The organism is Paludibacterium sp. (genome assembly GCF_019232825.1).
GTDB lineage: Bacteria > Pseudomonadota > Gammaproteobacteria > Burkholderiales > Chromobacteriaceae > Paludibacterium.
Genome location: NZ_JAFAND010000112.1, coordinates 43,482 through 66,094 on the forward strand (window position 1 = coordinate 43,482; position 22,613 = coordinate 66,094).

Annotated in this window: 21 protein-coding genes; 15 read left to right on the plus strand and 6 right to left on the minus strand. The window is 61.7% G+C overall.

Annotated elements, in window-relative coordinates:
* Positions 1-85: 85 nt before the first annotated feature.
* Positions 86-826, plus strand: coding sequence for a 3-oxoacyl-ACP reductase FabG (gene fabG, locus JOZ06_RS14390; protein ID WP_293233601.1), 741 nt, complete (start codon positions 86-88; stop codon positions 824-826).
* Between the two features lie 89 nt (positions 827-915).
* Here fabG and cysB read toward each other — a convergent pair whose 3' ends face one another.
* Entirely contained in the window at positions 916-1,872 is a 957-nt protein-coding gene (gene cysB / locus JOZ06_RS14395) for an HTH-type transcriptional regulator CysB (RefSeq protein WP_293233603.1), read from the minus strand.
* A 116-nt stretch (positions 1,873-1,988) separates the two neighbouring features.
* Here cysB and JOZ06_RS14400 point away from each other — a divergent pair, with 116 nt between their 5' ends.
* From JOZ06_RS14400 to JOZ06_RS14440, 9 genes are all read left to right on the plus strand, one after another.
* A complete protein-coding gene (locus tag JOZ06_RS14400) occupies positions 1,989-2,681 on the plus strand; it encodes a phosphoadenylyl-sulfate reductase (RefSeq protein WP_293233605.1) in 693 nt (230 codons plus the stop codon).
* A gap of 3 nt (positions 2,682-2,684) precedes the next feature.
* Positions 2,685-4,337: a nitrite/sulfite reductase gene (locus tag JOZ06_RS14405; protein WP_293233607.1), complete on the plus strand. Its 1,653-nt coding sequence runs from the start codon at positions 2,685-2,687 to the stop codon at positions 4,335-4,337.
* Positions 4,321-4,833: a DUF934 domain-containing protein gene (locus tag JOZ06_RS14410; protein WP_293233608.1), complete on the plus strand. Its 513-nt coding sequence runs from the start codon at positions 4,321-4,323 to the stop codon at positions 4,831-4,833. The genes JOZ06_RS14405 and JOZ06_RS14410 overlap by 17 nt, the downstream gene beginning before the upstream one ends.
* Positions 4,834-5,074: 241 nt before the next feature.
* Positions 5,075-5,728: an OmpA family protein gene (locus JOZ06_RS14415; protein WP_293233610.1), complete on the plus strand. Its 654-nt coding sequence runs from the start codon at positions 5,075-5,077 to the stop codon at positions 5,726-5,728.
* Positions 5,729-5,884: 156 nt separating this feature from the next.
* On the plus strand, positions 5,885-6,805 hold the full coding sequence (locus JOZ06_RS14420; RefSeq protein ID WP_293233612.1) for a bifunctional riboflavin kinase/FAD synthetase: 921 nt from the start codon (positions 5,885-5,887) through the stop codon (positions 6,803-6,805).
* Between the two features lie 11 nt (positions 6,806-6,816).
* The gene (gene ileS / locus JOZ06_RS14425; protein WP_293233614.1) at positions 6,817-9,600 is read left to right on the plus strand and encodes an isoleucine--tRNA ligase; all 2,784 of its coding nucleotides are present in this window, start codon (positions 6,817-6,819) and stop codon (positions 9,598-9,600) included.
* The gene (gene lspA / locus JOZ06_RS14430; RefSeq protein WP_293233616.1) at positions 9,593-10,069 is read left to right on the plus strand and encodes a signal peptidase II; all 477 of its coding nucleotides are present in this window, start codon (positions 9,593-9,595) and stop codon (positions 10,067-10,069) included. Before ileS ends, lspA begins: the two co-directional genes overlap by 8 nt.
* Positions 10,070-10,134: 65 nt before the next feature.
* On the plus strand, positions 10,135-11,073 hold the full coding sequence (ispH, locus tag JOZ06_RS14435; RefSeq protein ID WP_293233617.1) for a 4-hydroxy-3-methylbut-2-enyl diphosphate reductase: 939 nt from the start codon (positions 10,135-10,137) through the stop codon (positions 11,071-11,073).
* Positions 11,074-11,179: 106 nt separating this feature from the next.
* On the plus strand, positions 11,180-11,632 hold the full coding sequence (locus tag JOZ06_RS14440; protein ID WP_293233619.1) for a GNAT family N-acetyltransferase: 453 nt from the start codon (positions 11,180-11,182) through the stop codon (positions 11,630-11,632).
* Positions 11,633-11,651: 19 nt separating this feature from the next.
* Here JOZ06_RS14440 and JOZ06_RS14445 read toward each other — a convergent pair whose 3' ends face one another.
* On the minus strand, positions 11,652-14,549 hold the full coding sequence (locus JOZ06_RS14445) for an HD domain-containing phosphohydrolase (protein ID WP_293233621.1): 2,898 nt from the start codon (positions 14,547-14,549) through the stop codon (positions 11,652-11,654).
* Positions 14,550-14,697: 148 nt separating this feature from the next.
* Between JOZ06_RS14445 and htpG the strand changes: the two genes are divergently transcribed.
* The gene (htpG, locus tag JOZ06_RS14450) at positions 14,698-16,599 is read left to right on the plus strand and encodes a molecular chaperone HtpG (protein WP_293233623.1); all 1,902 of its coding nucleotides are present in this window, start codon (positions 14,698-14,700) and stop codon (positions 16,597-16,599) included.
* A 62-nt stretch (positions 16,600-16,661) separates the two neighbouring features.
* Here the strand turns inward: htpG and JOZ06_RS14455 are convergent, their stop codons facing one another.
* The 4 genes from JOZ06_RS14455 to aceB all read right to left on the minus strand — a co-directional run bounded on the left by JOZ06_RS14455 (position 16,662) and on the right by aceB (position 20,170).
* Positions 16,662-16,913 carry a hypothetical protein gene (locus tag JOZ06_RS14455; protein ID WP_293233625.1) on the minus strand — a complete coding sequence of 84 codons (252 nt, stop codon included), beginning with the start codon at positions 16,911-16,913 and terminating at the stop codon, positions 16,662-16,664.
* Between the two features lie 154 nt (positions 16,914-17,067).
* A complete protein-coding gene (locus JOZ06_RS14460) occupies positions 17,068-17,679 on the minus strand; it encodes a glutathione S-transferase C-terminal domain-containing protein (protein WP_293233627.1) in 612 nt (203 codons plus the stop codon).
* 95 nt (positions 17,680-17,774) lie between these two features.
* The gene (locus JOZ06_RS14465; RefSeq protein WP_293233629.1) at positions 17,775-18,467 is read right to left on the minus strand and encodes an SIMPL domain-containing protein; all 693 of its coding nucleotides are present in this window, start codon (positions 18,465-18,467) and stop codon (positions 17,775-17,777) included.
* A gap of 107 nt (positions 18,468-18,574) precedes the next feature.
* A complete protein-coding gene (gene aceB / locus JOZ06_RS14470) occupies positions 18,575-20,170 on the minus strand; it encodes a malate synthase A (RefSeq protein ID WP_293233631.1) in 1,596 nt (531 codons plus the stop codon).
* A gap of 112 nt (positions 20,171-20,282) precedes the next feature.
* Here aceB and JOZ06_RS14475 point away from each other — a divergent pair, with 112 nt between their 5' ends.
* The 4 genes from JOZ06_RS14475 to JOZ06_RS14490 all read left to right on the plus strand — a co-directional run.
* Entirely contained in the window at positions 20,283-21,179 is an 897-nt protein-coding gene (locus JOZ06_RS14475) for a LysR family transcriptional regulator (RefSeq protein ID WP_293233633.1), read from the plus strand.
* A 76-nt stretch (positions 21,180-21,255) separates the two neighbouring features.
* A complete protein-coding gene (locus JOZ06_RS14480) occupies positions 21,256-21,660 on the plus strand; it encodes a hypothetical protein (protein WP_293233635.1) in 405 nt (134 codons plus the stop codon).
* Between the two features lie 173 nt (positions 21,661-21,833).
* Positions 21,834-22,232, plus strand: a complete 399-nt coding sequence (locus JOZ06_RS14485) for a GNAT family N-acetyltransferase (RefSeq protein ID WP_293233636.1) — start codon at positions 21,834-21,836, stop codon at positions 22,230-22,232.
* A 255-nt stretch (positions 22,233-22,487) separates the two neighbouring features.
* On the plus strand, positions 22,488-22,613 hold a 126-nt coding region (locus JOZ06_RS14490), incomplete at its 3' end, for a hypothetical protein (protein ID WP_293233640.1).

Below are 22,613 nucleotides of genomic sequence, written 5' to 3' on the forward strand. Positions count from 1 at the left end.
GCTCGCATCACCATAACAACGATCAACAGGGGGACAGTGCGGCCAGACCGTTCTGTCGGAGAAAATAGCCATAGAAGGAAGCATCATGAAATTACAAGGTAAGGTATCGATCATCACCGGCGCGGCCAGCGGCATTGGCAAAGCCACCGCGGAGAAATTCGTCAAGGAAGGATCGATCGTTGCCGTGTGCGACGTCAACATCGAAGCGGCTCAGGCGCTGGCCGGCGCGTTGGAAGCAGCCGGCGGCAAGGCCGCAGCCTATCGCGTCAACGTCACCGACAAAGCCGAGATCGCCCGCATGGTGGCAGATGTGAAGGAGCGTTTTGGCCGCATCGACGTATTGGTGAATAATGCCGGCATCGTGAAAGATGCGCAGCTGATCAAAATGACGGACGAGCAGTTTGACGACGTGATCGACATCAACCTGAAGGGGGTCTACAACTGCACCCGCGCCGTGGTCGACACCATGGCGGCGCAGGGGAGCGGCGTGATCCTCAATGCGTCGTCGGTGGTGGGCCTGTATGGCAACTTCGGTCAGACCAACTATGCCGCCACCAAGTTCGGCGTCATCGGTTTCGTCAAAACCTGGGCCAAGGAGCTGGGCAAGAAAGGCATTCGCGCCAACGCGGTGTGCCCGGGGTTTGTCGCCACGCCGATTCTGAGCGCCATGCCGGAAAAAGTGATCCAGGCCATGGAGGAACGCGTGCCGATGCGCCGCCTGGCGCAGCCGGAGGAAATCGCCAACGTCTACGCCTTCCTGGCCTCCGACGAAGCGAGCTACATCAATGGCGCGGCCATCGAGGTGACCGGCGGTCTGACGCTGTAAGGCGGTGCGGTGCAAAGAAAAAAGCGCGGAAGAGGTTTCCGCGCTTTTTTGTTCGGAACTCAGTGGCAAATAGCTTGTTCGGCGGGGCCTTAACCCTCTTCGTCCTGCTCGTCGTCATGTGCGCTGGCCAGCAGCGCGGTCTCGACCTCGCGCCGGTGCAGATGCGGCGCGAACAACTCGATGAAGGTGTAGGCGAAACCGCGGAGATAGGCATCGCGGCGGATGCCGATCTTGGTGGTCGACGGTTCGAACAGATGGCTGGCGTCGATGATGCGCAGCCCCCTGTCGCGTTCGGGCTCGAATGCCATGGTGGCGATGATGCCGATGCCCAGCCCCAATCCGACATAGGTTTTGATCACGTCGGTGTCGATGGCCGTCAGCGTTACCGTCGGGTTGAGATTCTGATTGGCGAAGGCCTTGTTGATCTTGGATCGGCCGGTAAAGGCGAAGTCGTAGGTGATGATCGGGTAGCGGGCGATATCCTGCAGCGTGATCGGATGGTCGAGCGCCAACAGCGGGTGATCGTCCGGAACCACGACGCCACGGTTCCATTCGTAGCACGGCAGCATCGCCAATTCCTTGAACAAGGCGATGCCCTCGGTGGCAATGGCCAAATCGGCCTCGCCGCTGATGACCATGTCGCAGATCTGTGTCGGGCTGCCCTGCTTGATCGACAAACGCACTCCCGGATAGCGCTGCATGAAGGCGGTGATGGTCGCCGGCAGCGCATAGCGCGCTTGCGTGTGAGTGGTGGCGACGGTCAGCGAGCCTTCGGCCTCGCGCGAAAATTCGTCGCCCACGCGCTTTAGATTTTGTGCTTCGCGCAGGATGCGCTCGGAGATTTTCAGCACCTCTTTGCCCGGGTCCGACACCGCCACGACGCGCTTGCCGTTGCGGATGAAAATTTGAATGCCGAGCTCGTCTTCCAGTAGGCGGATCTGTTTGCTGATGCCGGGCTGCGAGGTATGGAGTTTCTCGGCGGCTTCGGATACGTTCAGACCCTGTTTGGCCACTTCAACCAGATAGCGGAGCTGCTGCAGCTTCATGCGGGAGGCGCCTTGTTTGTTAAAACTAAGAGTAATTAAATACTAACACAATATTCTTTTAGGTTCGTAGGTCATTTGGGTAGCATTCATCAGTAATATAAGGAACGAATTTCACCATGAATGACGAACAACGGCTGGAGGCGACGCGCGACCGGCTTCAAGACATCCATGCACGTTATGGCGCCGTGGTGTTGGCCAACAGCCTGGGTGCCGAGGATATGGTGCTCACCGATTTGACCGCCCGGCTGGGGTTGCCTTTCGGCGTCTTTTGCCTGGATACCGGGCGCCTGCCGTCCGAGACCTACGACTTGCTCGACCGGTTGCCCGAGCACTACCCGGCGCTGACGCTTAGCGTGTATTACCCCGATGCCGAGGCGTTGGCGGCCTGGGTCGGCCAGCATGGCGTCAATGCCTTTTATCGCGGCGTCGAACTGCGGCAGGCCTGCTGTCACCTGCGCAAGGTCGAGCCGTTGGCCCGCGCGCTCGCGGGCCAGCAGGCCTGGATCACCGGCATGCGCCGCGAGCAGTCGAGCACGCGCAGCGAATTGCCGTTCGAGGCGTTCGATGACGACCATGGTTTGATGAAATTCAACCCGTTGGCCGACTGGCAAGAAGCCGACGTCTGGCGGTATATACGCGAACACCAGGTGCCGTACAACGCGCTGCACGACAAACACTACCCCTCCATCGGCTGCGCGCCCTGTACGCGAGCGATCGCCGTCGGCGAGGATCTGCGCGCCGGCCGCTGGTGGTGGGAAAACCCCGAAACCAAGGAATGCGGCTTGCACGTGCGCATCCCCCAGGGCTGAGCCATGTATCAATACGATGAAATCGACCAGCGCATCGTCGACGAGCGGGTCGCGCAGTTCCGCGATCAAACCGAGCGCTTTCTGGCCGGCGGTCTGAGCGAGGACGAGTTCCGTCCGCTGCGGCTGATGAACGGCCTCTATGTCCAACGCCATTCGCCGATGCTGCGCGTGGCCATTCCCTACGGCATGCTGGCGGCGCGTCAATTGCGCAAGCTGGCCGAGATCGCTCGTCGTTTCGACCGGGGTTATGGCCATTTCACCACGCGGCAAAACATGCAGTTCAACTGGGTCCGTTTGGAGCAGGTGCCGGACATTCTGGCTGAACTTGCCACGGTGCAGATGCATGCGATCCAGACTTCCGGCAATTGCGTGCGCAACACCACCACGGACGCTTTTGCCGGCCTGGCGGCGGACGAGGCGGTCGATCCGCGCCCCTGGTGCGAGATCATCCGTCAATGGAGCACGCTGCACCCGGAGTTCGCCTTCTTGCCGCGCAAATTCAAAATCGCGGTATCCGGCAGTGCCGAAGACCGCGCCGCCACGCTGGTGCACGATATCGGCTTGACCGCTTATCGCAGCCCGGCGGGGGAGGTCGGTTTTCAAGTGGCCATCGGCGGCGGCTTGGGCCGCACGCCGATTGTCGGCGACGTCATCAAGCCGTTTTTGCCGGCGCGGCACCTGTTGACCTATCTGGACGCCGTGCTGCGCATCTACAACCGCTTCGGCAGGCGCGACAATAAATACAAGGCGCGCATCAAGATCCTGGTCAAGGCGATGACGCCGGAAGGCTTCGCCGCCAAGGTCGAGGACGAATGGCTGCACTTGAAGGACGGTCCGTCGACGCTGACCGACGCGCACGTGCGCCATTACGCCGATTTCTTCACGGCGCCGGCCTACGGCGCCGCGGATGCCGGCGAACTGGCCGCGCGCCGCGCCGAGGACCGTGCCTTCGACCGCTGGGTCGAGCGCAATACCCGGGCGCAGCGCCAGGCGGGATACCGTAGCGTGATCCTGTCGCTGAAGAAAACCGGTGTGCCGCCGGGCGACATCACCGCCGAGCAGATGGAGGCCGTGGCCGACTGGTCCGAGCGTTTCGCCTTCGGCGAGGTCCGTGTGGCGCATGAGCAGAACCTGATCCTGCCCGACGTGCCGGAGCGCGATCTGTACGCCGTCTGGCAGCTGGCGCGCGCCCAGGGGTTCGCCACGCCGAACATCGGCTTGCTGACCGACATCATCTGCTGTCCCGGCGGCGACTTTTGCGCGCTGGCCAACGCCAAGTCGATTCCGGTTGCCGAGGCCATTCAGCGGCGGTTCGAGGATTTGGACTATTTATATGACCTCGGACACATTCAATTGAATATGTCCGGTTGCATGAACGCCTGCGGCCACCACCATATCGGCAATATCGGCATTCTGGGCGTCGATAAGAATGGCGAGGAGTGGTACCAGATTCTGCTCGGCGGCAGCCAAGGCAACCAGGCCGCGATTGGCAAGGTGATTGGGCCGTCGTTCGCGCGCGCGGTCATTCCCGACGTGATCGAACAAATCCTGCAGGTGTTCATTGAGCGCCGCCTGCCGGACGAATCCTTCCTCGATGCCGTGCGCCGGCTTGGCATCGATCCCTTCAAGGAGCAAGTCTATGCGCAACATCATTGACCGCGGCGGCGTGCGCGACGATGGCTGGCTGCTGCTGCGGCCGGATGACGCGGGCGCACTGCCCCCGTATGCGGATGACGCGGACGTGATCGTGCCGTTGACGCATTGGATCGCCGAGCGGGGGCGGTTTGCCTCCCGGCTGGGCAGGACGGCGGTCTGGCTCGGCGCCGACGCCGATCCGGCGGCGTTGCAGACGGAATTGAACCTGTTAACGCTTGTTGCTATTGACTTTCCCAGCTTTACCGATGGACGGGGCTATAGCAGCGCTAGATTGTTGCGCGAACGATACAATTATGCCGGGGAGCTAAGGGCGATCGGGGACGTGTGGCATGACCAGCTGCAGGCACTCTGGCTCGTGGGCTTTGATAGCTTCGAAATCAAATCTGGCAAGCCTTTGCCTACCAATGCAAACCTGGTGCGCCCCTTTAGCGAGCACTACCAATCGAGCTTTCGCCAGCCGCAGCCGCTGTTTCGTCGGCGCATCAATGTCCGCTGAAGTGTTGTAAATTTGTTACAATACTTGTGCGATAGGGGCAGACGAAGTAGGTTCATGAGCGACGGCTTGGTTTTTTTTGCCTCGGCGGGGCTGTTGACACGGGGTAGCCTGATTCCTATAGTGCCGGTTAACTGCATAAACACAGCCGAAGCAAGAATCTGTTGTTTGCAGCCAAGCTTTACCTTGTGAGCCCCTGTACCTCACGCATGGGCTTGTAATCAGATAAGAAAGAGGGAAAAACATGACTAAACAGCTGAAACTGAGCGCTCTGGTCGCTGCTCTGCTGATTTCCGCTAGCGCCTTCGCGGACAAGCCGGGCTATGCGGTGGACCAATCGACCGACGCCGTTGCCCGTGACAGCTACAACGAATGCTGGCATTCCGGTTACTTCGACAAGGCTACCCAAGGTCTGGTCGAGTGCGGCGACAAGGCAGCTGCCGCTCCGGTAGCGAGCGCGCCGGCGGCCGAACCGACCGTTACCCATGAGAAAGTAACGCTGTCGGCGAAGGTTCTGTTCGCTTTCGACAAGGCTGTTCTGCGTCCGGAAGCCAAGGATGTGCTGGACCCGCTGGTTAACCGCCTGAAGGGCGATGCAAACCTGAAGGGTGTTGCCATCAATGGTTACACCGACTTCCTGGGTTCGGAAAAGTACAACCTGACCCTGTCGCAAAAGCGTGCTGACGCCGTTAAGGACTACTTCGTGGCCGGTGGCGTACCGAGCGACAAGGTGGTTGCCGTAGGCCAAGGCCCGGCGAACGCTTCGATGACCGAAGAGTGCACCGCCAAGTTCAAGTACAAGAAGGCGCATCGCGCTTCGGCCGCTCTGAAGAGCTGCCTGGAACCGGATCGCCGTGTTGAACTGGTGATCGACACCGTTCAAGCCACCAGCAAGTAATCGGCCTCGCCGTTTACTCGAACCGCCTGCCACATGCGTGGCCGGCGGTTTTGTTTTATATCCCGCGCCCACCGGGCCCTGGCAGAGGCGATCTGGACGCTCGCTAGGACTGGCGGCTACAATCAGACGTTTCAGTATGCAATCAGACCCCCGCTCATGCAGGTATTTTTTGGAAACCCACGCCGCTTTGCCTTGTCCCCGTGCGCGTTGACCATCGGCAACTTCGACGGCGTGCATCGCGGCCATCAGCGGATGTTGGAACGGCTACGCAGCGAAGCGGATTCCCGGCAATTGCCCGCCGCGTTGTTGACGTTCGAGCCGCATCCGCGTGAGTTCTTTGCCCGCGGCGAGCCGACGGCACGCTTGTCGACGCTGCGCGACAAGCTGGCGTTCTTGCGCGAGTCCGGTCTGATCGACTACGTTTTCGTATTCCGCTTCAATCACGGTTTTTCCGGCATGTCGGCGCAGGATTTCATGCAGCACGTCTTGCGTGACGCGCTGCAGGCCCGTTATCTGCTCATTGGCGACGACTTTCAGTTCGGCGCGGGCCGTCGCGGCGATTTTGCTATGCTGTCCTCCGCGCCATGGCTCGTCACCGAGGCGATGCCCTCGGTGCTGGTGGAAGGCGAGCGGGCATCGAGTTCGCTCGTGCGCGACCGCTTGGCGGCCGGGGATTTGCAGGGGGCCGCGACGCTGCTGGGGCGCACCTATCAGTTGTCCGGCCGGGTCGTGCACGGCAAGAAGCTAGGCCGGACCATCGGTTTCCCCACGGCCAATGTGCATTTGCCTCACCGCAAGCCGGCGCTGTCCGGCGTGTTCGTGGTCGAGGCCGATACCCCGGCGGGCCGCTTTGGCGGCGTGGCGAGCCTGGGGCGCAACCCGACGGTAAGCCAAACGCAGGATTACAAGCTGGAAGTCCACTTATTTGATTTTGCCGGCGATTTGTACGGTCGCCGCATCGTGGTACGTTTTCTAAAAAAACTGCGCGACGAAGCGCGCTATGATGACCTTTCCGCATTGGTGGCCCAAATTGAACGTGACGCCGCCGAAGCCCAAACCTATTTGACCAGTTTGTAACGAGATCAGGCATGAGCATCGACTACCGAAAAACCGTCAATCTACTCGATACCCCGTTCGCCATGCGCGGCGATCTTGCCAAGCGCGAGCCGGGCTGGGTCAAGCGCTGGCATGACGGCAAGCGCTACGAAAAGTTGCGCCGGCTTGCCGCCGGCCGGCCGAAGTTCATCCTGCACGACGGACCGCCCTACGCCAACAATGACATTCACTTGGGCCACGCGGTCAACAAGGTGCTCAAGGATCTGATCATCCGCTCGAAAACGCTTGCCGGTTTCGACGCCCCGTATGTGCCGGGCTGGGACTGCCATGGTCTGCCGATCGAATTGATGGTCGAAAAGCTGCATGGCAAGTCGATTCCCGCCGCCAAGTTCCGCGAGCTGTGCCGCGAATACGCCAAGGAGCAAGTGGCGCGGCAGAAGAAGGGTTTCATCCGCCTGGGCATTCTGGGCGATTGGGAAAACCCCTACTTGACGATGGACTTCAAGACGGAAGCCGACATCGTGCGCACGCTGGGCAAGGTCTTCGAGAACGGCTTCCTCAATAAGGGCGAAAAGCCGGTGCACTGGTGCATCGAGTGCGGTTCGTCGCTGGCCGAGGCCGAGGTCGAATACGAGGACAAGGTGTCGCCGGCGATCGACGTCGGTTTCAAGGTCGCCGACGCCGCGCGTCTTGCGCGCGTCTTTGGCCTGGCCGCGCCGCTGGAAGGCGTCATGGCGGTCATCTGGACCACCACGCCGTGGACCCTGCCGGCAAATTTGGCGGTATCGGTCAATTCGGCGCTGACCTATCAACTGGTCGAGACCGACAAGGGCGTGCTGATCCTGGCCAAGGATCTGGTGGCGGCGACGCTCGCGCGTTACGGCGTCGAAGCGCATCGCGTGCTGGGCGAGGCCAAGGGCGAGGCACTGGATCTTTTGCCCTTGTCGCACCCGTTCTATGCGCGGCAAGTGCCGATCATCTGCGGCGGTCACGTGACCACCGAGGCGGGTACCGGCCTTGTGCATACGGCGCCGGCGCATGGTTTGGACGACTATATTGTCGGCCAGGCCTATGGACTGGGCATCGATAATCCGGTGGCGGACGATGGCCGCTATAAGGCCAGCACCGAGCTGTTTGCCGGCATGCTGGTGTGGGAAGCCAATCCCAAGGTCATCGAGACGCTTATCGCGCATGGCGCGCTGATCCATCAGGCCAAGCTGTCGCATAGCTACCCGCATTGCTGGCGTCACAAGACGCCGATCATCTTCCGCGCCACGCCGCAATGGTTCATCAGCATGGACCGGCCCGGCCACGGCGGCGAAACCTTGCGCGCCGTCAGTCAGCGCGCGGTCGACGCCACTGAATTTTTCCCGGCATGGGGCCGTGCGCGCCTGGACGCCATGATCAAGAACAGCCCCGACTGGTGCGTGTCGCGCCAGCGTAACTGGGGTGTGCCGATGACCTTCTTCGTGCATAAGGATTCGGGTGAACTGCATCCGCGTTCGGCCGAGTTGCTGGAAGAGGTGGCGCTGCGCATCGAGCAGCAGGGCATCGAGGCTTGGTTTAGCCTGGATGTGCGCGAACTGTTGGGCGACGAGGCCGAACAGTACAAGAAATTGAACGATACGCTGGATGTCTGGTTCGACTCCGGCTCGACCCATTTCGCCGTGCTCAAGCAACGGCCAGAGCTCGCCTGGCCGGCGGATCTCTACCTGGAAGGATCCGACCAGCACCGCGGCTGGTTCCAATCCTCGTTGAAGACCGGTTGCGCCACCATCGGCCGCGCGCCGTACAAGCAGTTGCTGACGCATGGCTTCACCGTGGACGACAAGGGCTACAAGATGTCCAAGTCGCGCGGCAACGGCATCGCGCCGGAAGAAATCTGCAACTCGCTTGGCGCGGACATTCTGCGCTTGTGGATCGCCTGCGCCGACTACTCCGGCGATATGGCGCTGTCGCAGGAAATTCTCAAGCGCACGACGGAAAGCTATCGCCGCTTGCGCAACACGCTGCGTTTCCTGCTGGCCAACCTGTCGGACTTCGACCCGATCGACCACGCCGTGCCGTTCGAGCGCCTGCTGGAGATCGACCGCTACGCGCTGACGCGCGCCAAGGCGCTGCAGGAGAAGGTGGCGGGCGAGTACTATGCCCGCTACGCCTTCCACCATGCCATGCAGGAAATCGTCGTCTACTGCGCCGAGGATCTGGGCGCCTTCTACCTCGACATCCTCAAGGACCGCCTGTACACCACCGCCGCGCCGTCTCCGGCGCGCCGCTCGGCGCAAACCGCGCTCTACCACATTACCCGGTCGCTGCTGCTGCTGCTCTCGCCGGTGTTGTGCTTTACCGCGGACGAGGCGTGGGAGGTCTTTACCGGTAGCGACGAAGAATCGACGCTGTTCCATACTTGGCACGAGTTTCCGCAAGAGGAAGCCGATGCCGAGGCCCGGCTGACGGCCAAGTGGGACGCCATCCGCGCGTTGCGCGCCGAGGTCAACAAAGAGATCGAAGTGCTGCGCGCCGGCGAGCAGCTGGGCTCGTCGCTGCAGGCCGAGGTCGACATCGAGGCCGATGCGGCGCTGTTCCCGCATCTGGCGAGCGTGGGAGAGGATCTCAAATACGTGCTGATCGTTTCGCGCGTCGGCGTTGCCCAAGGCGACGTCACCCGTATCCGCGTCACCCCGTCGGCGCACGAGAAGTGCGAGCGCTGCTGGCACTATCGCGCCGACGTCGGCCGTCATGCAGAACACCCGACGCTTTGCGGTCGTTGCGCGCAGACGTTGGCGGGGCACGGCGAGGGCCGGCAGCATGCATGAGAATCGTCGTTGGCCGTGGTTTGGCATGGCCGTGCTGATCATCGTTCTCGATCAGCTGGCCAAGCTGTATTTCAATGGTAATTACCAGTACGGCGAAACGCGCGCGGTGATTCCGGGGTTGTTCAATTTCACGCTGATCTACAATCCCGGCGCCGCCTTCAGCTTTCTGGCCGACGCCGGCGGTTGGCAGAAGCATGTCTTCACCGTGCTGGCTTTCGCGGTATCGGGCTGGTTGGGGTGGAACATCGTGCGCGGCCGCTTCTCTTGCCTGATGCGCTGGGCCGCCGCCTTCATCATGGGCGGCGCGCTGGGAAACGTGATCGATCGCGTGGCTTATGGCCATGTCGTCGATTTCATCCAAGTCTACTACCATAATTGGTACTATCCGGCTTTCAACTTGGCGGACTCCTTCATTTGCGCCGGCGCGGCGCTGATGGTGCTCGACAGTCTGAGAAAGCCTTCGCACTGATCCCCGCCGGTCCGCCCGCGCGGACCGGTATCCTGATTCACCTGCATGCCTGAAGGACCGACCCGATGAACAAGACGATTATGCTAGCCAACCCGCGCGGCTTTTGCGCCGGGGTCGATCGGGCCATCGCCATCGTCGAACGCGCCATCGAGCGCTTCGGCGCGCCGATCTACGTGCGCCACGAAGTGGTGCACAACCGTTTCGTCGTCGATCAGTTGCGCGAGAAGGGGGCCATTTTCATCGAGGATCTGGCCGATGTGCCTGTGGGCGCGGTGCTGATCTATTCCGCCCATGGCGTGCCGCTGTCGGTGCGGCAAGAGGCGGAAAGGCGCGGCCTGCAAGTGTACGACGCGACCTGCCCGCTGGTGACCAAGGTGCACGTCGAGGTCAAGCGCATGCACAAGGCCGGCATGGATATCGTCATGATCGGCCACGCCGGTCACCCCGAGGTGGAGGGGACGATGGGCCAGGTGCCCGACCGCATGTATCTGGTGGAAAACGTCGGCGACGTGGCGAAACTCGAGGTCGAGCACCCCGAGGCGCTGGCCTATGTATCGCAGACCACGCTGTCGGTCGATGAGACGCGCGACATTATCGCCGCGCTGCAAGCGCGCTTTCCCCATGTCGCGAGTCCGAAGAAGGACGATATCTGCTATGCCACGCAAAATCGGCAAGACGCGGTCAAAGTCCTGGCTGATGCCTGCGATCTGGTGATTGTGGTCGGCTCGCCCAATAGCTCCAACTCCAATCGTTTGCGCGAGGTGGCGGCGCTCAAGGGCGTGGCGGCTTATATGGTCGACAACGCGAGCCAGCTCGATGCGGCCTGGTTCGATGGCCGAGCGCGCATCGGCGTGACCGCCGGCGCCTCTGCGCCGGAAGTGTTGGTCCGCGCCGTCATCGACCGGATTCGTGCCTGTGGCGTCGATGCGGTGACCGAGTTGCCGGGCGTGGAGGAGCGAACGAGCTTTGCGCTGCCTCCCGGACTGCGTGAAGAAAAAGTCTGATCCGCCGCGATGTTGTTTATTTCATAAGTGGCGGGCATGATGGGGCTCTACCCATCTATGGTTGCAACCTCGCCCGGCCACGGGCGCGAACAAGCGGAACACTGTCATGCCCACGCAAGCGCTTTTTCAAGCCAATCTCGACCACTTGGCCATCCGTCCCGCCACGGCGTATGAGTTCGCCGCGGTCGTTCGTCTCTACGACGAAGGCGGCTATGACGGCCGCTACCAGGCTTCGGACTTTCTCCTGCTGGCGATGATCGACATGGACGCCGTCGGCGTGGTGCGCTTGGTCAAGGAAGAGGGCTACACCCTGTTGCGCGGCTTGTATATCGGCAAGGCGTGGCGCGGACGCGGCATTGGCCGCCGTCTGCTGACCGCCGCCGCCGGCTATTTGACCGAGCCGTGCTACTGTCTGACGCAGACCTCGCTTCTGCATCTGTTTGCCGAGCAGGGCTTCGTTCCCTGTAGCGACGACATCGTCCCGCCATTCCTGCTGGAGCGCCGCCGCCGCTATGGCTGGACCGGCAAAACCTACCACGTCATCTACCGGCCCGATTAGCGCGAGCGTGCGTTGCACGCTACGCCGCTTGGTCCAGCATCGCCAAATAGGCGTCGACTTCCTCGACATCGCACAGCTCGGCGGACAGATACTGAGCCGCGTAGTCGCGCCAGATGCCTGATTCGAGGAACAGACGCAGCAACACGGGGTCCAGGTGTCCCTCGCTCGTCATGCGGCTCATGATGCGCAAAACCTCGCTCATGCGTTTGGCCGGCTTGTAGGGGCGATCCGATGCCGTCAGCGCCTCGAAGACGTCGGCAATCGCCATGATGCGCGCCAGCACGCTCATCTGATCGCCTTTGATGCCGCGCGGGTAGCCCTTGCCGTCCATGCGCTCGTGATGGCCGCCGGCGATTTCCGGCACGCGCGATAGATGTTTCGGCAGCGGCAGGCTTTCCAGCATCTTGATGGTGGTGACGATGTGCTCGTTGATGATGTAGCGCTCTTCCTCGTTGAGCGTGCCGCGGCGCACGGAGAGATTGTAGCGTTCGCCGCGATGCATGCGCAGCACGGGCACCGCCATGTTGAAGCCCCAGCGATTGTCCGGGGGCAACAGCTCGCCCGCGGGGCGGGGAATGCAGTGCTCCGGCTTGTCGCTCAACAGGGTTTCCTGGACCGGCAGCGGGGGCGTGGGATAGGTGCTCAGCCGGCGCTGCTCGAGGAAGCCGAGTCCCAAACGGTCATCCAACGTGCGTAGCCACGTGCGTTGTCCGATTTGAGTCAGCCGCGCCAGCTCCTCGTCGCGCATGAACTCGCTGCCTTGGTTGCACTGAGCGACAAAGGCGAACTCCTCGTCCAATTGCGCCTTTTCCTGTTCGCACTCGGCGGCAAGCTGACGCGCGTCGCCGCCGGCAAACAATCCTTGCCAGTAGCGGATGTCGGCGTCGCGCTTGAGCACCTCGAAACGCATGCGGATTTCGTGAATCCGGTCGTACAACGTTTCCAGCTTGGTGGCCTTGTCCACCACGTATTCCGGCGTGGTGACCTTGCCGCAGTCGTGCAGCCAGCTGGCGATGAACAGCGCCTCTTGATCCTCGGTTGCCATGCTGAATTTGGCCAAGGGGCCGCTCTGCGTCTGACAGGCGGCATCCGCCAACATGCGCGCCACCTGCGGCACGCGTTGGCAATGCCGGCCGGTATAGGGCGATTTGGTGTCGATGGCGCTTGCCATCAGCTCGACCAACGCGTTCATCAGCGCCTTGAGCGAATTGGCCAGCAGGCGGTTTTCGATGGCGATGGCGGCAAAGCTCGTCAGCGCTTTCAAATAGTGCAGGCGATGGTTGTGAACCGGCCGGTCTGGGCTGTCGTCCTCGATCAGAATCAAGAGGCCGAACAGCGCCTTGGATTCCAGCCGCATCGGCAGGATGGTGATCCGGTGGTGGTGACGCTTCAGTAACGGCCGCAGGGCTTTGGGCACCAGGCTCGGCGTGCTGCACAGCTGCACCGGTTCGCCGCCGGATTCCTGCGCGGCGCGTACCAGCGGATCGTCGAGCGACAGCGGCCCGAGCGCCGCTTCGCGCGCCTGGGCATCCTCCGGCAGCAGCGGATGCAGCGTCTGGTCCTGCTGCAACAGCCACATGCCGGCCTGATCGGCCGGCAGCGCGCGCGCGGTGGTGCGCAACACCATCGACATCAATTGCTCCTGCTGGTGCTCCGCCACCATCTGCCGGCTGAGCGTGATGAAATCCTGGATGGTGCTCTTCATGTTGCGCGACACGTCGAGCAGTTCGTTCATTTCGCGCACGCCGGTCGGTGGCGGATCGTCATGGGAAAAATCCAGCGCTTGAATGCGCGAGGTCGCCTCGACCAGCGCGCGGATCGGCTGACTCATGGCGCGGGATATCAGCCATCCGGCCGGCAGCATCAATAGCAGGAACAGCAATGGGATGCGCAGCGCGTGTTCCGCGATGTTTTGGCCCTCGGCAAACAACTCGTCCCGCGGCATCAGCATCAGTAGGTAATGCGGTGATTCGCTGATTTCCGCAATGGACGATATCGACACCACCCATGGCTCGTCATCGCTCAAGAGTGTGTCCGGCGGCACGGAACCGAGCTGCCAGCTCTGCGCCAGGTCGCGCAGCACGGGTTGGCTCGCCGTGTTCAACGGCGCGGCGCGGCGCGCTTGCTCGCTGCTGTCCGTGCTCACCAAGACTTCGCGCTTTTGATTGATCAGCAGCAACAGGGAGTGGGGGCTCGGCAAGTTGTCGCGCAGCGTTTGGCTCAGGTCCTGCAAGCGCATGTCGACGCCGATCACCGCTTGCCGGTCGGGGCTGCGGCTCGCCACTGTCATGCCCAAAAGTCCGGTGGTGCTGAAACGGTAGGGCTCGGTGTGCACATTGCCGTCATGGTGTTGCGCCAACGCGTACCAGGGACGTTGGCGCGGGTCATAGAATGTCGGCAACTGCCGGGGGGTGCCCACCGGCTGGCCGGCGGCGTCAAGAAAAGTCCAGTTCTGCACGGACTGGCCGGGCTGGGTTTGGCGCACTTGCTGCAGCAGCCAATGCGTTTGTGCCGGCGCGCTGGGGAATATCGCCCGCGATGGCGCGTCCATCCGCCTCACCAGGAAAAAGCGTCCGTCGGCAAAGCCGGCGTAGACCGCTTGTAACGAGGGGTTGTCCTTCAGACTGGCGATCAGCTGCGGCACGAACGCCTGCTGCTGTTCGGGCGTTTGGGCCGCGGTCAGCGCCGAGTGCGCCAACAACGCGCTCACCGCGCCGGCCCGTTCCTCGGCGCGGGCGAGATTCGCCACCACCTGGCGTTGCGTGGCGCTGAACAGTTGCATCTGTGCTTGCAACGTTTGCTGGGTGATGGCCTGGTAATAAAAGTAGCCGAGCGCCGCCGCGGTGATGATGACCGTGGTCGACAGCAATGTGGTTAATAACAACTGCAGCGACTGTCCTTTAGGATGGCTCGTCATGTCAGCCCCTCCTTATGTGGTTGACATAAACTATTCATAGTCTATTTATATTGACTCGCATTCTCACATTGCCGAATGGAGGGGCTATTGAAATCGCGCCCGCCGCCCCGATCTGCGCTGTTATCGTTGACCAACCTGATTCATCACCATGAGCGCACAGAAAGAGACACTGGGCTTTCAGGCCGAAGTGAAGCAACTCCTGCATCTGATGATCCATTCCTTGTATTCCAACAAGGAGATCTTCCTGAGAGAACTCATCTCCAACGCCTCCGACGCCGCCGACAAGCTGCGCTTTGAGTCGATGAGCGACCCGTCGCTGCTGGATGAGGATGGCGAACTCAAAATCCGCGTGAGCTTCGATCCGGCGGCACGGACGTTGACGGTGGCCGACAACGGCATCGGCATGAGCCGGGAAGAGGTGATCGAACACATCGGCACCATCGCCAAATCGGGCACGCGCAAGTTTTTCGACTCGCTGACCGGCGACGCGCAGAAGGATGCCAACCTGATCGGCCAGTTTGGCGTCGGTTTCTATTCCGCCTTTATCGTGGCGGACAAGGTCGTCTTGACCACCCGCCGCGCCGGCGCGGGCAGCGACAGCGGCGTGTGCTGGGAGTCCAGCGGCCACGGCGAGTACACGCTGGAGACCGTGCCGAAGGCTGGGCGCGGCACCGAGGTGGTGTTGCACCTGAAAGAGGGCGAAGACGAATTCCTCAACGACTGGCGTCTGCGTCATATCGTGCGCACCTATTCCGACCACATCTCGCTGCCGATCGAAATGAAGGTCGTTGACGAGAGTGACGAGGCGGACAAGGCGGCGGGCGAAGACAAGTACGAAGCCGTCAATCAGGCCTCCGCGTTGTGGGCTCGCGCCAAGAGCGAGATCAGCGACGAGCAGTACAAGGAGTTCTACAAACACGTGGCGCACGACTTCAGCGATCCCCTCGCCTGGAGCCACGCGCGTGTCGAGGGGCGCCAGGAATATACCGAACTGCTGTACATCCCGTCGCGCGCGCCGTTCGATCTGTACGACCGAGAACGCAAGCAAGGGGTGAAGCTGTATGTGCGCCGCGTGTTCATCATGGAAGACGCGCAAAAACTGATGCCGCATTATTTGCGCTTTGTTCGTGGCGTGATCGATGCCAGCGATTTGCCGCTGAACGTGTCGCGCGAGATCCTGCAGCAATCGAAGGACATCGAGGCGATTCGCGCCGGTTGCGTCAAAAAGGTCTTGGCCACGCTGGAAGACCTGGCGCAGAACGATGCCGACAAGTTCGCCAGCTTCTGGCAGGAATTTGGCCAGGTGCTGAAGGAGGGCGTGGGCGAGGATTTCGCCAACAAGGAGCGCATCGCCAGACTGCTGCGCTTCCATTCCACGGCGAGCGAGGGTGAGACGGCCGACGTGTCGTTGGCCGACTACGTCGCGCGGATGAAGGAAGGGCAAGAGAAGATCTATTTCATCACCGCCGACACCTTGGCGGCGGCCAAGAACAGCCCGCATTTGGAAGTGTTCAAGAAAAAGGGCATCGAAGTGTTGTTGCTGGTTGACCGGGTCGACGAATGGGTGAGCGGTCATCTGCTCGACTTCGACGGCAAGGCGCTGCAGTCGGTGGCCAAGGGCGAGCTGGATCTGGGCGCGCTGGAAGACGAAGCCGATAAGGCCGCGCAACAACACGCCGAGGAATCGGCCAAGCCGGTGATCGGCCGCATCGCCGCCGCATTGGGCGAGCGGGTCAAGGAAGTGCGTGCGACCGCGCGCCTGACCGATAGCCCGGCGTGCTTGGTGGTGGGCGAGCACGACATGAGCGCGCATCTGGAGCGCCTGCTCAAGTCGGCCGGCCAGGACGTGCCCGAGGTGAAGCCGGTGCTGGAGATCAACCCTGACCACGTGTTGGTGCAGCGGTTGTCGGCGGAACAGGACGAAACCCGTGCCGGCGATCTGGCGCAGGTACTCTACGACCAGGCGCTGCTGGCCGAGGGCGGAAAACTCGACGATCCGGCATCGTTCGTCAAGCGCATCAACCGGTTGATGTTGGAATTGTCCGCCTGATCCAGGGTAGGGCAAAAAACAACGGCCCCGCGCCATTGAGCACCGGGCCGTTTTTATGCCGCCTACGAGCGCGATGAAGGACGAAGGGGCTGCGGCACGACGTAGTCGCCGTATTGGCGGCATTGGACGAGCGTGCTGTTCTTCAAGGACGCCAGGCTGTCGTTGTCGATGGTGTCGATCCGGCAGATCGCCTTCATCTTGTCGTCGTTGAGCAGGGTGAGTTCGTCGGTGGCGGGGTTGGCGATCCAGGTCTGCGCGAGTGCCGCGCCGCTCAAGGCGGCAAAGTACAGGGCGATGGTCGATGGCTTGAGCATTTCGTTACTCTCCGTTTGATTTAAAGAGATTGAAGTAAATGCTTTTAATGCGGGCGACCGTGACGGTCAAGCTGGCGTGGCACGAGCGGATGGACGTGATTCGACAAAAAAGCCACAGGCCGAAAGGCCTGCGGCTTTTTTCACACAAAAGCGGCTAAACCGCCGGTGGGCAGGTATCGACGAAGGATGGGCGCGTTTCCAGCTTCTGCTGCAAGGCGAGCAGGTTGGGGTAAGCGTCTTTCCAGGCGATGTCCGGGAAACGGAAGTCCAGATAGGCCAAGCAGCAGCCCACGGCGATATCGGCCAGGCTGTAGCCGTCGCCATGGCACCAGGGGCGCTCGCCCAGATCGCGCGACAGCGCCGCCAGACCGCGATCGATCTTGCCCATCTGGCGATCGATCCATTCTTGGCTTTGCTGCGCGGCAGGGCGTTTGCGTTCCAGGAACACGGCCACCAGGGCGTCGATGATGCCGTCGGCCAGTGCCTCCCAGCGTTTGGTCAAGATCAGCTGGCGGTTGCCGTCGGGCAGCAGGCGCTGTACCGGCGAGACGTTGTCCAGGTATTCGACGATGACGCGCGAGTCGTAGAGCGTCATGCCGTCGTCGAGCTCGAGCACGGGTACCTTGCCGAGCGGGTTGTAGTCGGGAACCTTGCTGTCGGCATTCCAGGGAATGTCGACCTCAATCGGGCAGTCAATTTTCTTTTCGGCCAGAACGATGCGCACTTTGCGGGCATAGGGGCTGGTGAGCGAAGCGATCAGTTTCATAGAGGGCTCAAACCGGTTGATGATGCGTCTAGTTGCATAACGATGGCCTAACTTTAGCGCAAGCGCCGCCGCCCCGGAAGAGCCTGCACCCAGCCTCACTGCACCGCAAGCTTGCCGCTGACCTGCAATTGCAGGGTCGAAGTGCCGGCTTGCCAGTCGGGGGTTGCCACGCTGTCGGTATTGCCGGATGCGCGTTTGGCCATCATCGCCATCACCGGACGCGGCATATTGCCACTATTGCCGACATTCAATTCGCGTACGCTAACATGCGTCTTGCCCAACGCGCCGGCGGCAATTTTCGCCGTGGCTTGCAGTTGGGCGATGGCTTCCGGCAGCATTTGCTGTTCGATGGTTCGGCGCGCAGCGTCGGAGACGCTGAAGTCGACGCTGGAGAGCAGCAGCGTCTGCTGTAGCTTCGCGACCAATTGGGCGCCCTGGACGAAGTCACGGGTACGCAAGTGAATTTCGGCACGTCCCTGCCAGCCCTTGATTTGATTGTTCTTGTCATACTGAGGCCAGCTGGCGTAGGCGCCGCTGGACGCTTGAACGGCGCTATAGCCTTTGGCCTCTGCCAGCGCGGCGGCGGTCTTGCGGTTCAGGCTGTCGGCCAACGGCGCCGGCTGCGCCCGGCTGTCTTCTGCGTACAAGGTGACGTCCAGTTGATCGTTGGCTACTTCGCGTTGGCTCGACGCGGTCAGTTCGAGCACGGTGGCGGTGTCTTCCGCGGCGGCGGGCAGCGCCGCGGTCAGAAGCAGCGTGCCGCCCATCAAGGCATGTATGAGTTTCATGGTATCTCGCTGTGCGCAATGGAAAAGAGCTGGACAAAATAATGACGGGATCGTTCAACTGAACCCGTCATCAATTTAGTCGCATAGCCGCCGCAAGGGCAAGGCGATTAGGCCAAGTATTCGTAGCCCGGCAGCGTCAGAAATTCAACGAAACTGTCGGAAGTGGTCAGCATGTCGAACATCTTGACCGCGTCGTCGTACTGCTTGCTCCAGCGCGCGCCGTACTCCGCCTTGAGCTTGGCCACTTCGTCGGCTTGCAGCTGGCGGAACAGTTCCACCGTCACCTTGCGGCCGTCGTCGAGCACGCCCTTGGGCGAGCGAATCCATTGCCAGATCTGCGAGCGCGAGATCTCCGCGGTGGCGGCGTCTTCCATCAGGTTGTGGATCGGCACGCAGCCGTTGCCGGAGATCCAGGCGCCTAGGTATTGGATGCCGACGTTGATGTTCATGCAGAGCCCCGCCTCGGTGATCGGCGTTTCCGGTTGGAAGTTGATCAGATCGGCCGCCTTGACCTCGACATCCGGCCGCTGCTTGTCGATCTGGTTCGGCCGCGCGCCCAGCACGGCGCTGAAGGCCTCCAGCGCGATCGGCACGAGTCCGGGGTGCGCGATCCAGCCGCCGTCGTAGCCGTCGTTGGCATCGCGTTCCTTGTCGGCGCGCACGCCGCTCAGCGCCTTTTCGTTGGCCGCCGGGTCGTTCTTGATCGGAATCAGCGCTGCCATGCCGCCGATCGCCGGCGCGTTGCGGCGGTGGCAGGTCTTGAGCAGCAGTAGGCTGTAAGCGCGCATGAAAGGCACGGTCATGGTGATCTGCCCACGGTTGGCCAGGCAGAAGTCGCGGTTGTTCTTGAATTTCTTGATGCAGCTGAAAATATAGTCCCAGCGGCCGGCATTCAGGCCCGCGCTGTGTTCGCGCAGCTCATACAGGATTTCGTCCATCTCGAACGCGGCGAGAATGGTTTCGATCAGTACGGTGGCCTTGATGGTGCCGCGCGGCACCGAGAGCGCGTCTTGCGCGGCGATGAAGATGTCGTTCCACAGCCGCGCCTCGAGATGGCTCTCCATCTTGGGCAGGTAGTAATAGGTGGCCGAGCCGTTGGCGTTCAGATAGTGGATATTGTGGAAGAAAGACAGCGCGAAATCGAAGATCGCGCCGCTGACCTGCTCGCCGTCCACCGTCACGTGCTTTTCCATCAAGTGCCAGCCGCGCGGGCGCAAAATCAGCGTGGCGATGGTGTCGTTGAGGCGGTAGGCCTTGCCCTCTGCGCTCGTCCAGGCGATGGTTTTGCGGTAAGCGTCGCGCACGTTGATCTGGCCGGTGATCTGGTTGTCCCAGCTCGGGCAATTCGAGTCCTCGAAGTCGGCCATGAAGCTCTTGGCGCCGGAATTGAGCGCGTTGATCATCATCTTGCGCTCTACCGGGCCGGTGATTTCGGCGCGGCGGTCGAGAAGATCCGCCGGCAGCGGCGCGATTTTCCAGTCGCCGGCGCGGATGGCGGCGGTTTCCGGCAGGAAGTCCGGCAGACGGCCGGCGTCGAGCTCGGCCTGGCGCGTGACGCGCGCGCTCATCAGCACGCGCCGGCGCGCCTCGAACTGCCGGTGCAGCGCGGCGACCAGCGCCAGCGCGTCGGGGGTCAGGATGGTGGCGAATTCCGCCGAGATCGGGGCATGGATTGCGACGCCCTGTGGCAATGCTATCGACATGATGCTTCCTCTCGTGCTGTGCTTTTATGAAAATATGGTAATCAGTTTAGTGACGTCATAGTGCTAAAAAAAGACCTATAATCGCATAACATCTTTTACTTTTTAGTATCTAATGGACAACCTCAAGCAGTTGGAGAGCTTCGTCGCGGTGGTCAAACACGGCAGCCTCTCCGCCGCCGCGCGCATCGAGGGCGTGGTGCCGGCGGTGATGGGCCGCCGGTTGGATGCGCTGGAAGAGCGGCTGGGCGCCAAGCTGCTGGTGCGTACCACGCGCAGCCTGTCGCTGACCCAGGAGGGTAGCGCCTTTTACGAGGATTGCCTGCGCATCCTGGCCGAACTGACAGAGGCCGAGGCGTCGGTGGCCTCGGGTAGCGCGCGGGCGCGCGGCCATCTGCGCATCAGTGCGCCGGCGGGGTTCGGCCGCCGTCATGTCGCGCCGCATGCCGCCTCCTTCCAGCAGGCCAACCCGGACATCAAGCTCACCCTGGACTTGTCCGACCGCATGGTTGACCTGTTGCGCGATCCAATCGATTGCGCCATTCGCATCAGCGACCTGTCCGACTCCAGTCTCGTGGCGGTGCGTCTGGCACAAAACCGCCGCGTGGTGGTGGCCGCGCCCGCATACTTGGCGCAGCATGGCATTCCGCGCACCTTGGACGATTTGGCGCGGCACGCTTGCCTGACGCTCGGCGAAAGTCAGAGCCGCGGCTGGCGCTTCGTGGTGGACGGCGAGCAGATCAATCTGCGTGTCGCCGGCATGCTCGAGTGCAACGACGGCGCCGTGCTGCACGATTGGGCATTGCAGGGCAGGGGATTGGCCTGGCGCTCGCTCTGGGAAGTGAAGGACGACCTGTCGGAGGGGCGCTTGAGTAGTGTGCTCGATCACTATTCCTCGCCCGACTACCCGGTCTATGCCGTCGTGCCGCAACGCAAGTTCCTGCCGCTGCGGGTGCGCCGCTTCATCGATCATTTGAAGGCCATCTATGCGCAGGCGGGCTACTGGGATTGAGGCCGGCGGCTTTTCGAACCGGGCTGGCGCGTAGTTGTGTATGCTTGCGCCATGAATGACGGGACGACATAGAATCATGAAACGTTTTTTTCTCACCGGCGCGATGTTGCTGTGCCTGAGCCTGAGCGCCTGGGCGGCCGAGCCGACTTACCAGCTGACCTGTTTGCCCGAGAGCGATTCGCTCACTTTGGCCGATACCATCCGCACCCGGCTTGAACTGCACGGCTGGCGCGAGGCGGCCGGCAAACCGGATTATCAGTTGTGCTTCCAGCAGGAGGCGCGGCAGGAGGTTGTCACCGATCCGGGCTATTACGGTCCGGGCCCTTATTGGACGCCGCCTTCGACCCGCGTGGTGAGCATTCCGATGCTGACCCTATCCGCCAGCGGCAGCGGCCGGCCGTCGTGGCGCGGTTCGCAGGACTTGGGCGATGACGGTTTGGACGCGGCGATACGGCAATTGATCGACCGTCTGCCGCTCTGAGACGCTGGCGATCAACGACAACCCCCGGACCCCCGGGGGGTTGTTTTTGCGTCGCGGGAAACTATTCTTGTTGAGAATCGACCAATGCATTATTTGCATTAAATCAAATCCAGCTGTTTGTCGGCGTCCTAGACTGTCGATAACGACAGATTCAGACTTTGCAAGGAAGTATCATGCGCCTACGTCCCTACCAACCCGGCGAAGAGCCCAAGCTGTGGGATCTGTATCAACAGCTTGGCCAATCCGGTCAAAACCAGCAGCAATGGCTGTCGCGCTTGCGTCAGAGCGTGCCGTTCGTGGTCGAATATGACGGCCAGGTCATCGGCTACGCCAATCTCGACGGCGAAGGCGTCGTCGATCATTTCTTTGTGCGGGAAAATTGGCAGGGCCGCGGCGTCGGCACCTTGCTGATGGAAAAAGTGCATCGCGAGGCGGCTGGCCGCCGCCTGCCGGCGTTGACCGCGCTGGTGTGCCGCGCGTCGCAATCGTTTTTCGCCCACTGGGGCTTTGAGCGCGAGCCTGGGCAGCCGCTAGACGCCGACAATGCCTTCATGCGCAAAAACCTGCGCTGATTCCGAACGATTCTTCTTGTGCGTGTTGTACGCCGGACAGGCGGGCCTGTCCGGTTTTTTTATGGACATGTTTATCTGGTTGCGACACGTTAATAAGAAGATGGTGATTTTGTGATCCTGGCTTGATCTAGTGCAACTAAGCGCGCGCGCGCTTGATGCACGATGCGGGCTCAAAAACACCTAAAAAATCCGTATAAGAGGAATCGTTCCATGACTACCCCAATCATGCCGATTAATGTCGGAAATACTGGCTTCATGCTGTTATGCGCCAGCCTGGTGATGTTGATGACCCCGGGCTTGGCATTCTTCTACGGCGGTCTGGTCGGCCGCAAAAACGTGCTGACCATCATGGCGCAGAGCTTCATGTCGCTCGGCTGGACC

Bases quoted from the DNA above. Each gene is read 5' to 3' on its own strand.
- JOZ06_RS14465 (WP_293233629.1), bottom strand. From the start codon at position 18,467: ATGAAACTCATACATGCCTTGATGGGCGGCACGCTGCTTCTGACCGCG.
- ileS (WP_293233614.1), top strand. From the start codon at position 6,817: ATGAGCATCGACTACCGAAAAACCGTCAATCTACTCGATACCCCGTTC.
- JOZ06_RS14455 (WP_293233625.1), bottom strand. From the start codon at position 16,913: ATGCTCAAGCCATCGACCATCGCCCTGTACTTTGCCGCCTTGAGCGGC.
- JOZ06_RS14410 (WP_293233608.1), top strand. From the start codon at position 4,321: ATGCGCAACATCATTGACCGCGGCGGCGTGCGCGACGATGGCTGGCTG.
- JOZ06_RS14460 (WP_293233627.1), bottom strand. From the start codon at position 17,679: ATGAAACTGATCGCTTCGCTCACCAGCCCCTATGCCCGCAAAGTGCGC.
- JOZ06_RS14445 (WP_293233621.1), bottom strand. From the start codon at position 14,549: ATGACGAGCCATCCTAAAGGACAGTCGCTGCAGTTGTTATTAACCACA.
- JOZ06_RS14405 (WP_293233607.1), top strand. From the start codon at position 2,685: ATGTATCAATACGATGAAATCGACCAGCGCATCGTCGACGAGCGGGTC.
- JOZ06_RS14420 (WP_293233612.1), top strand. From the start codon at position 5,885: ATGCAGGTATTTTTTGGAAACCCACGCCGCTTTGCCTTGTCCCCGTGC.
- JOZ06_RS14480 (WP_293233635.1), top strand. From the start codon at position 21,256: ATGAAACGTTTTTTTCTCACCGGCGCGATGTTGCTGTGCCTGAGCCTG.
- lspA (WP_293233616.1), top strand. From the start codon at position 9,593: ATGCATGAGAATCGTCGTTGGCCGTGGTTTGGCATGGCCGTGCTGATC.
- JOZ06_RS14475 (WP_293233633.1), top strand. From the start codon at position 20,283: ATGGACAACCTCAAGCAGTTGGAGAGCTTCGTCGCGGTGGTCAAACAC.
- ispH (WP_293233617.1), top strand. From the start codon at position 10,135: ATGAACAAGACGATTATGCTAGCCAACCCGCGCGGCTTTTGCGCCGGG.
- fabG (WP_293233601.1), top strand. From the start codon at position 86: ATGAAATTACAAGGTAAGGTATCGATCATCACCGGCGCGGCCAGCGGC.
- JOZ06_RS14415 (WP_293233610.1), top strand. From the start codon at position 5,075: ATGACTAAACAGCTGAAACTGAGCGCTCTGGTCGCTGCTCTGCTGATT.
- cysB (WP_293233603.1), bottom strand. From the start codon at position 1,872: ATGAAGCTGCAGCAGCTCCGCTATCTGGTTGAAGTGGCCAAACAGGGT.
- JOZ06_RS14400 (WP_293233605.1), top strand. From the start codon at position 1,989: ATGAATGACGAACAACGGCTGGAGGCGACGCGCGACCGGCTTCAAGAC.
- JOZ06_RS14485 (WP_293233636.1), top strand. From the start codon at position 21,834: ATGCGCCTACGTCCCTACCAACCCGGCGAAGAGCCCAAGCTGTGGGAT.
- JOZ06_RS14440 (WP_293233619.1), top strand. From the start codon at position 11,180: ATGCCCACGCAAGCGCTTTTTCAAGCCAATCTCGACCACTTGGCCATC.
- htpG (WP_293233623.1), top strand. From the start codon at position 14,698: ATGAGCGCACAGAAAGAGACACTGGGCTTTCAGGCCGAAGTGAAGCAA.
- aceB (WP_293233631.1), bottom strand. From the start codon at position 20,170: ATGTCGATAGCATTGCCACAGGGCGTCGCAATCCATGCCCCGATCTCG.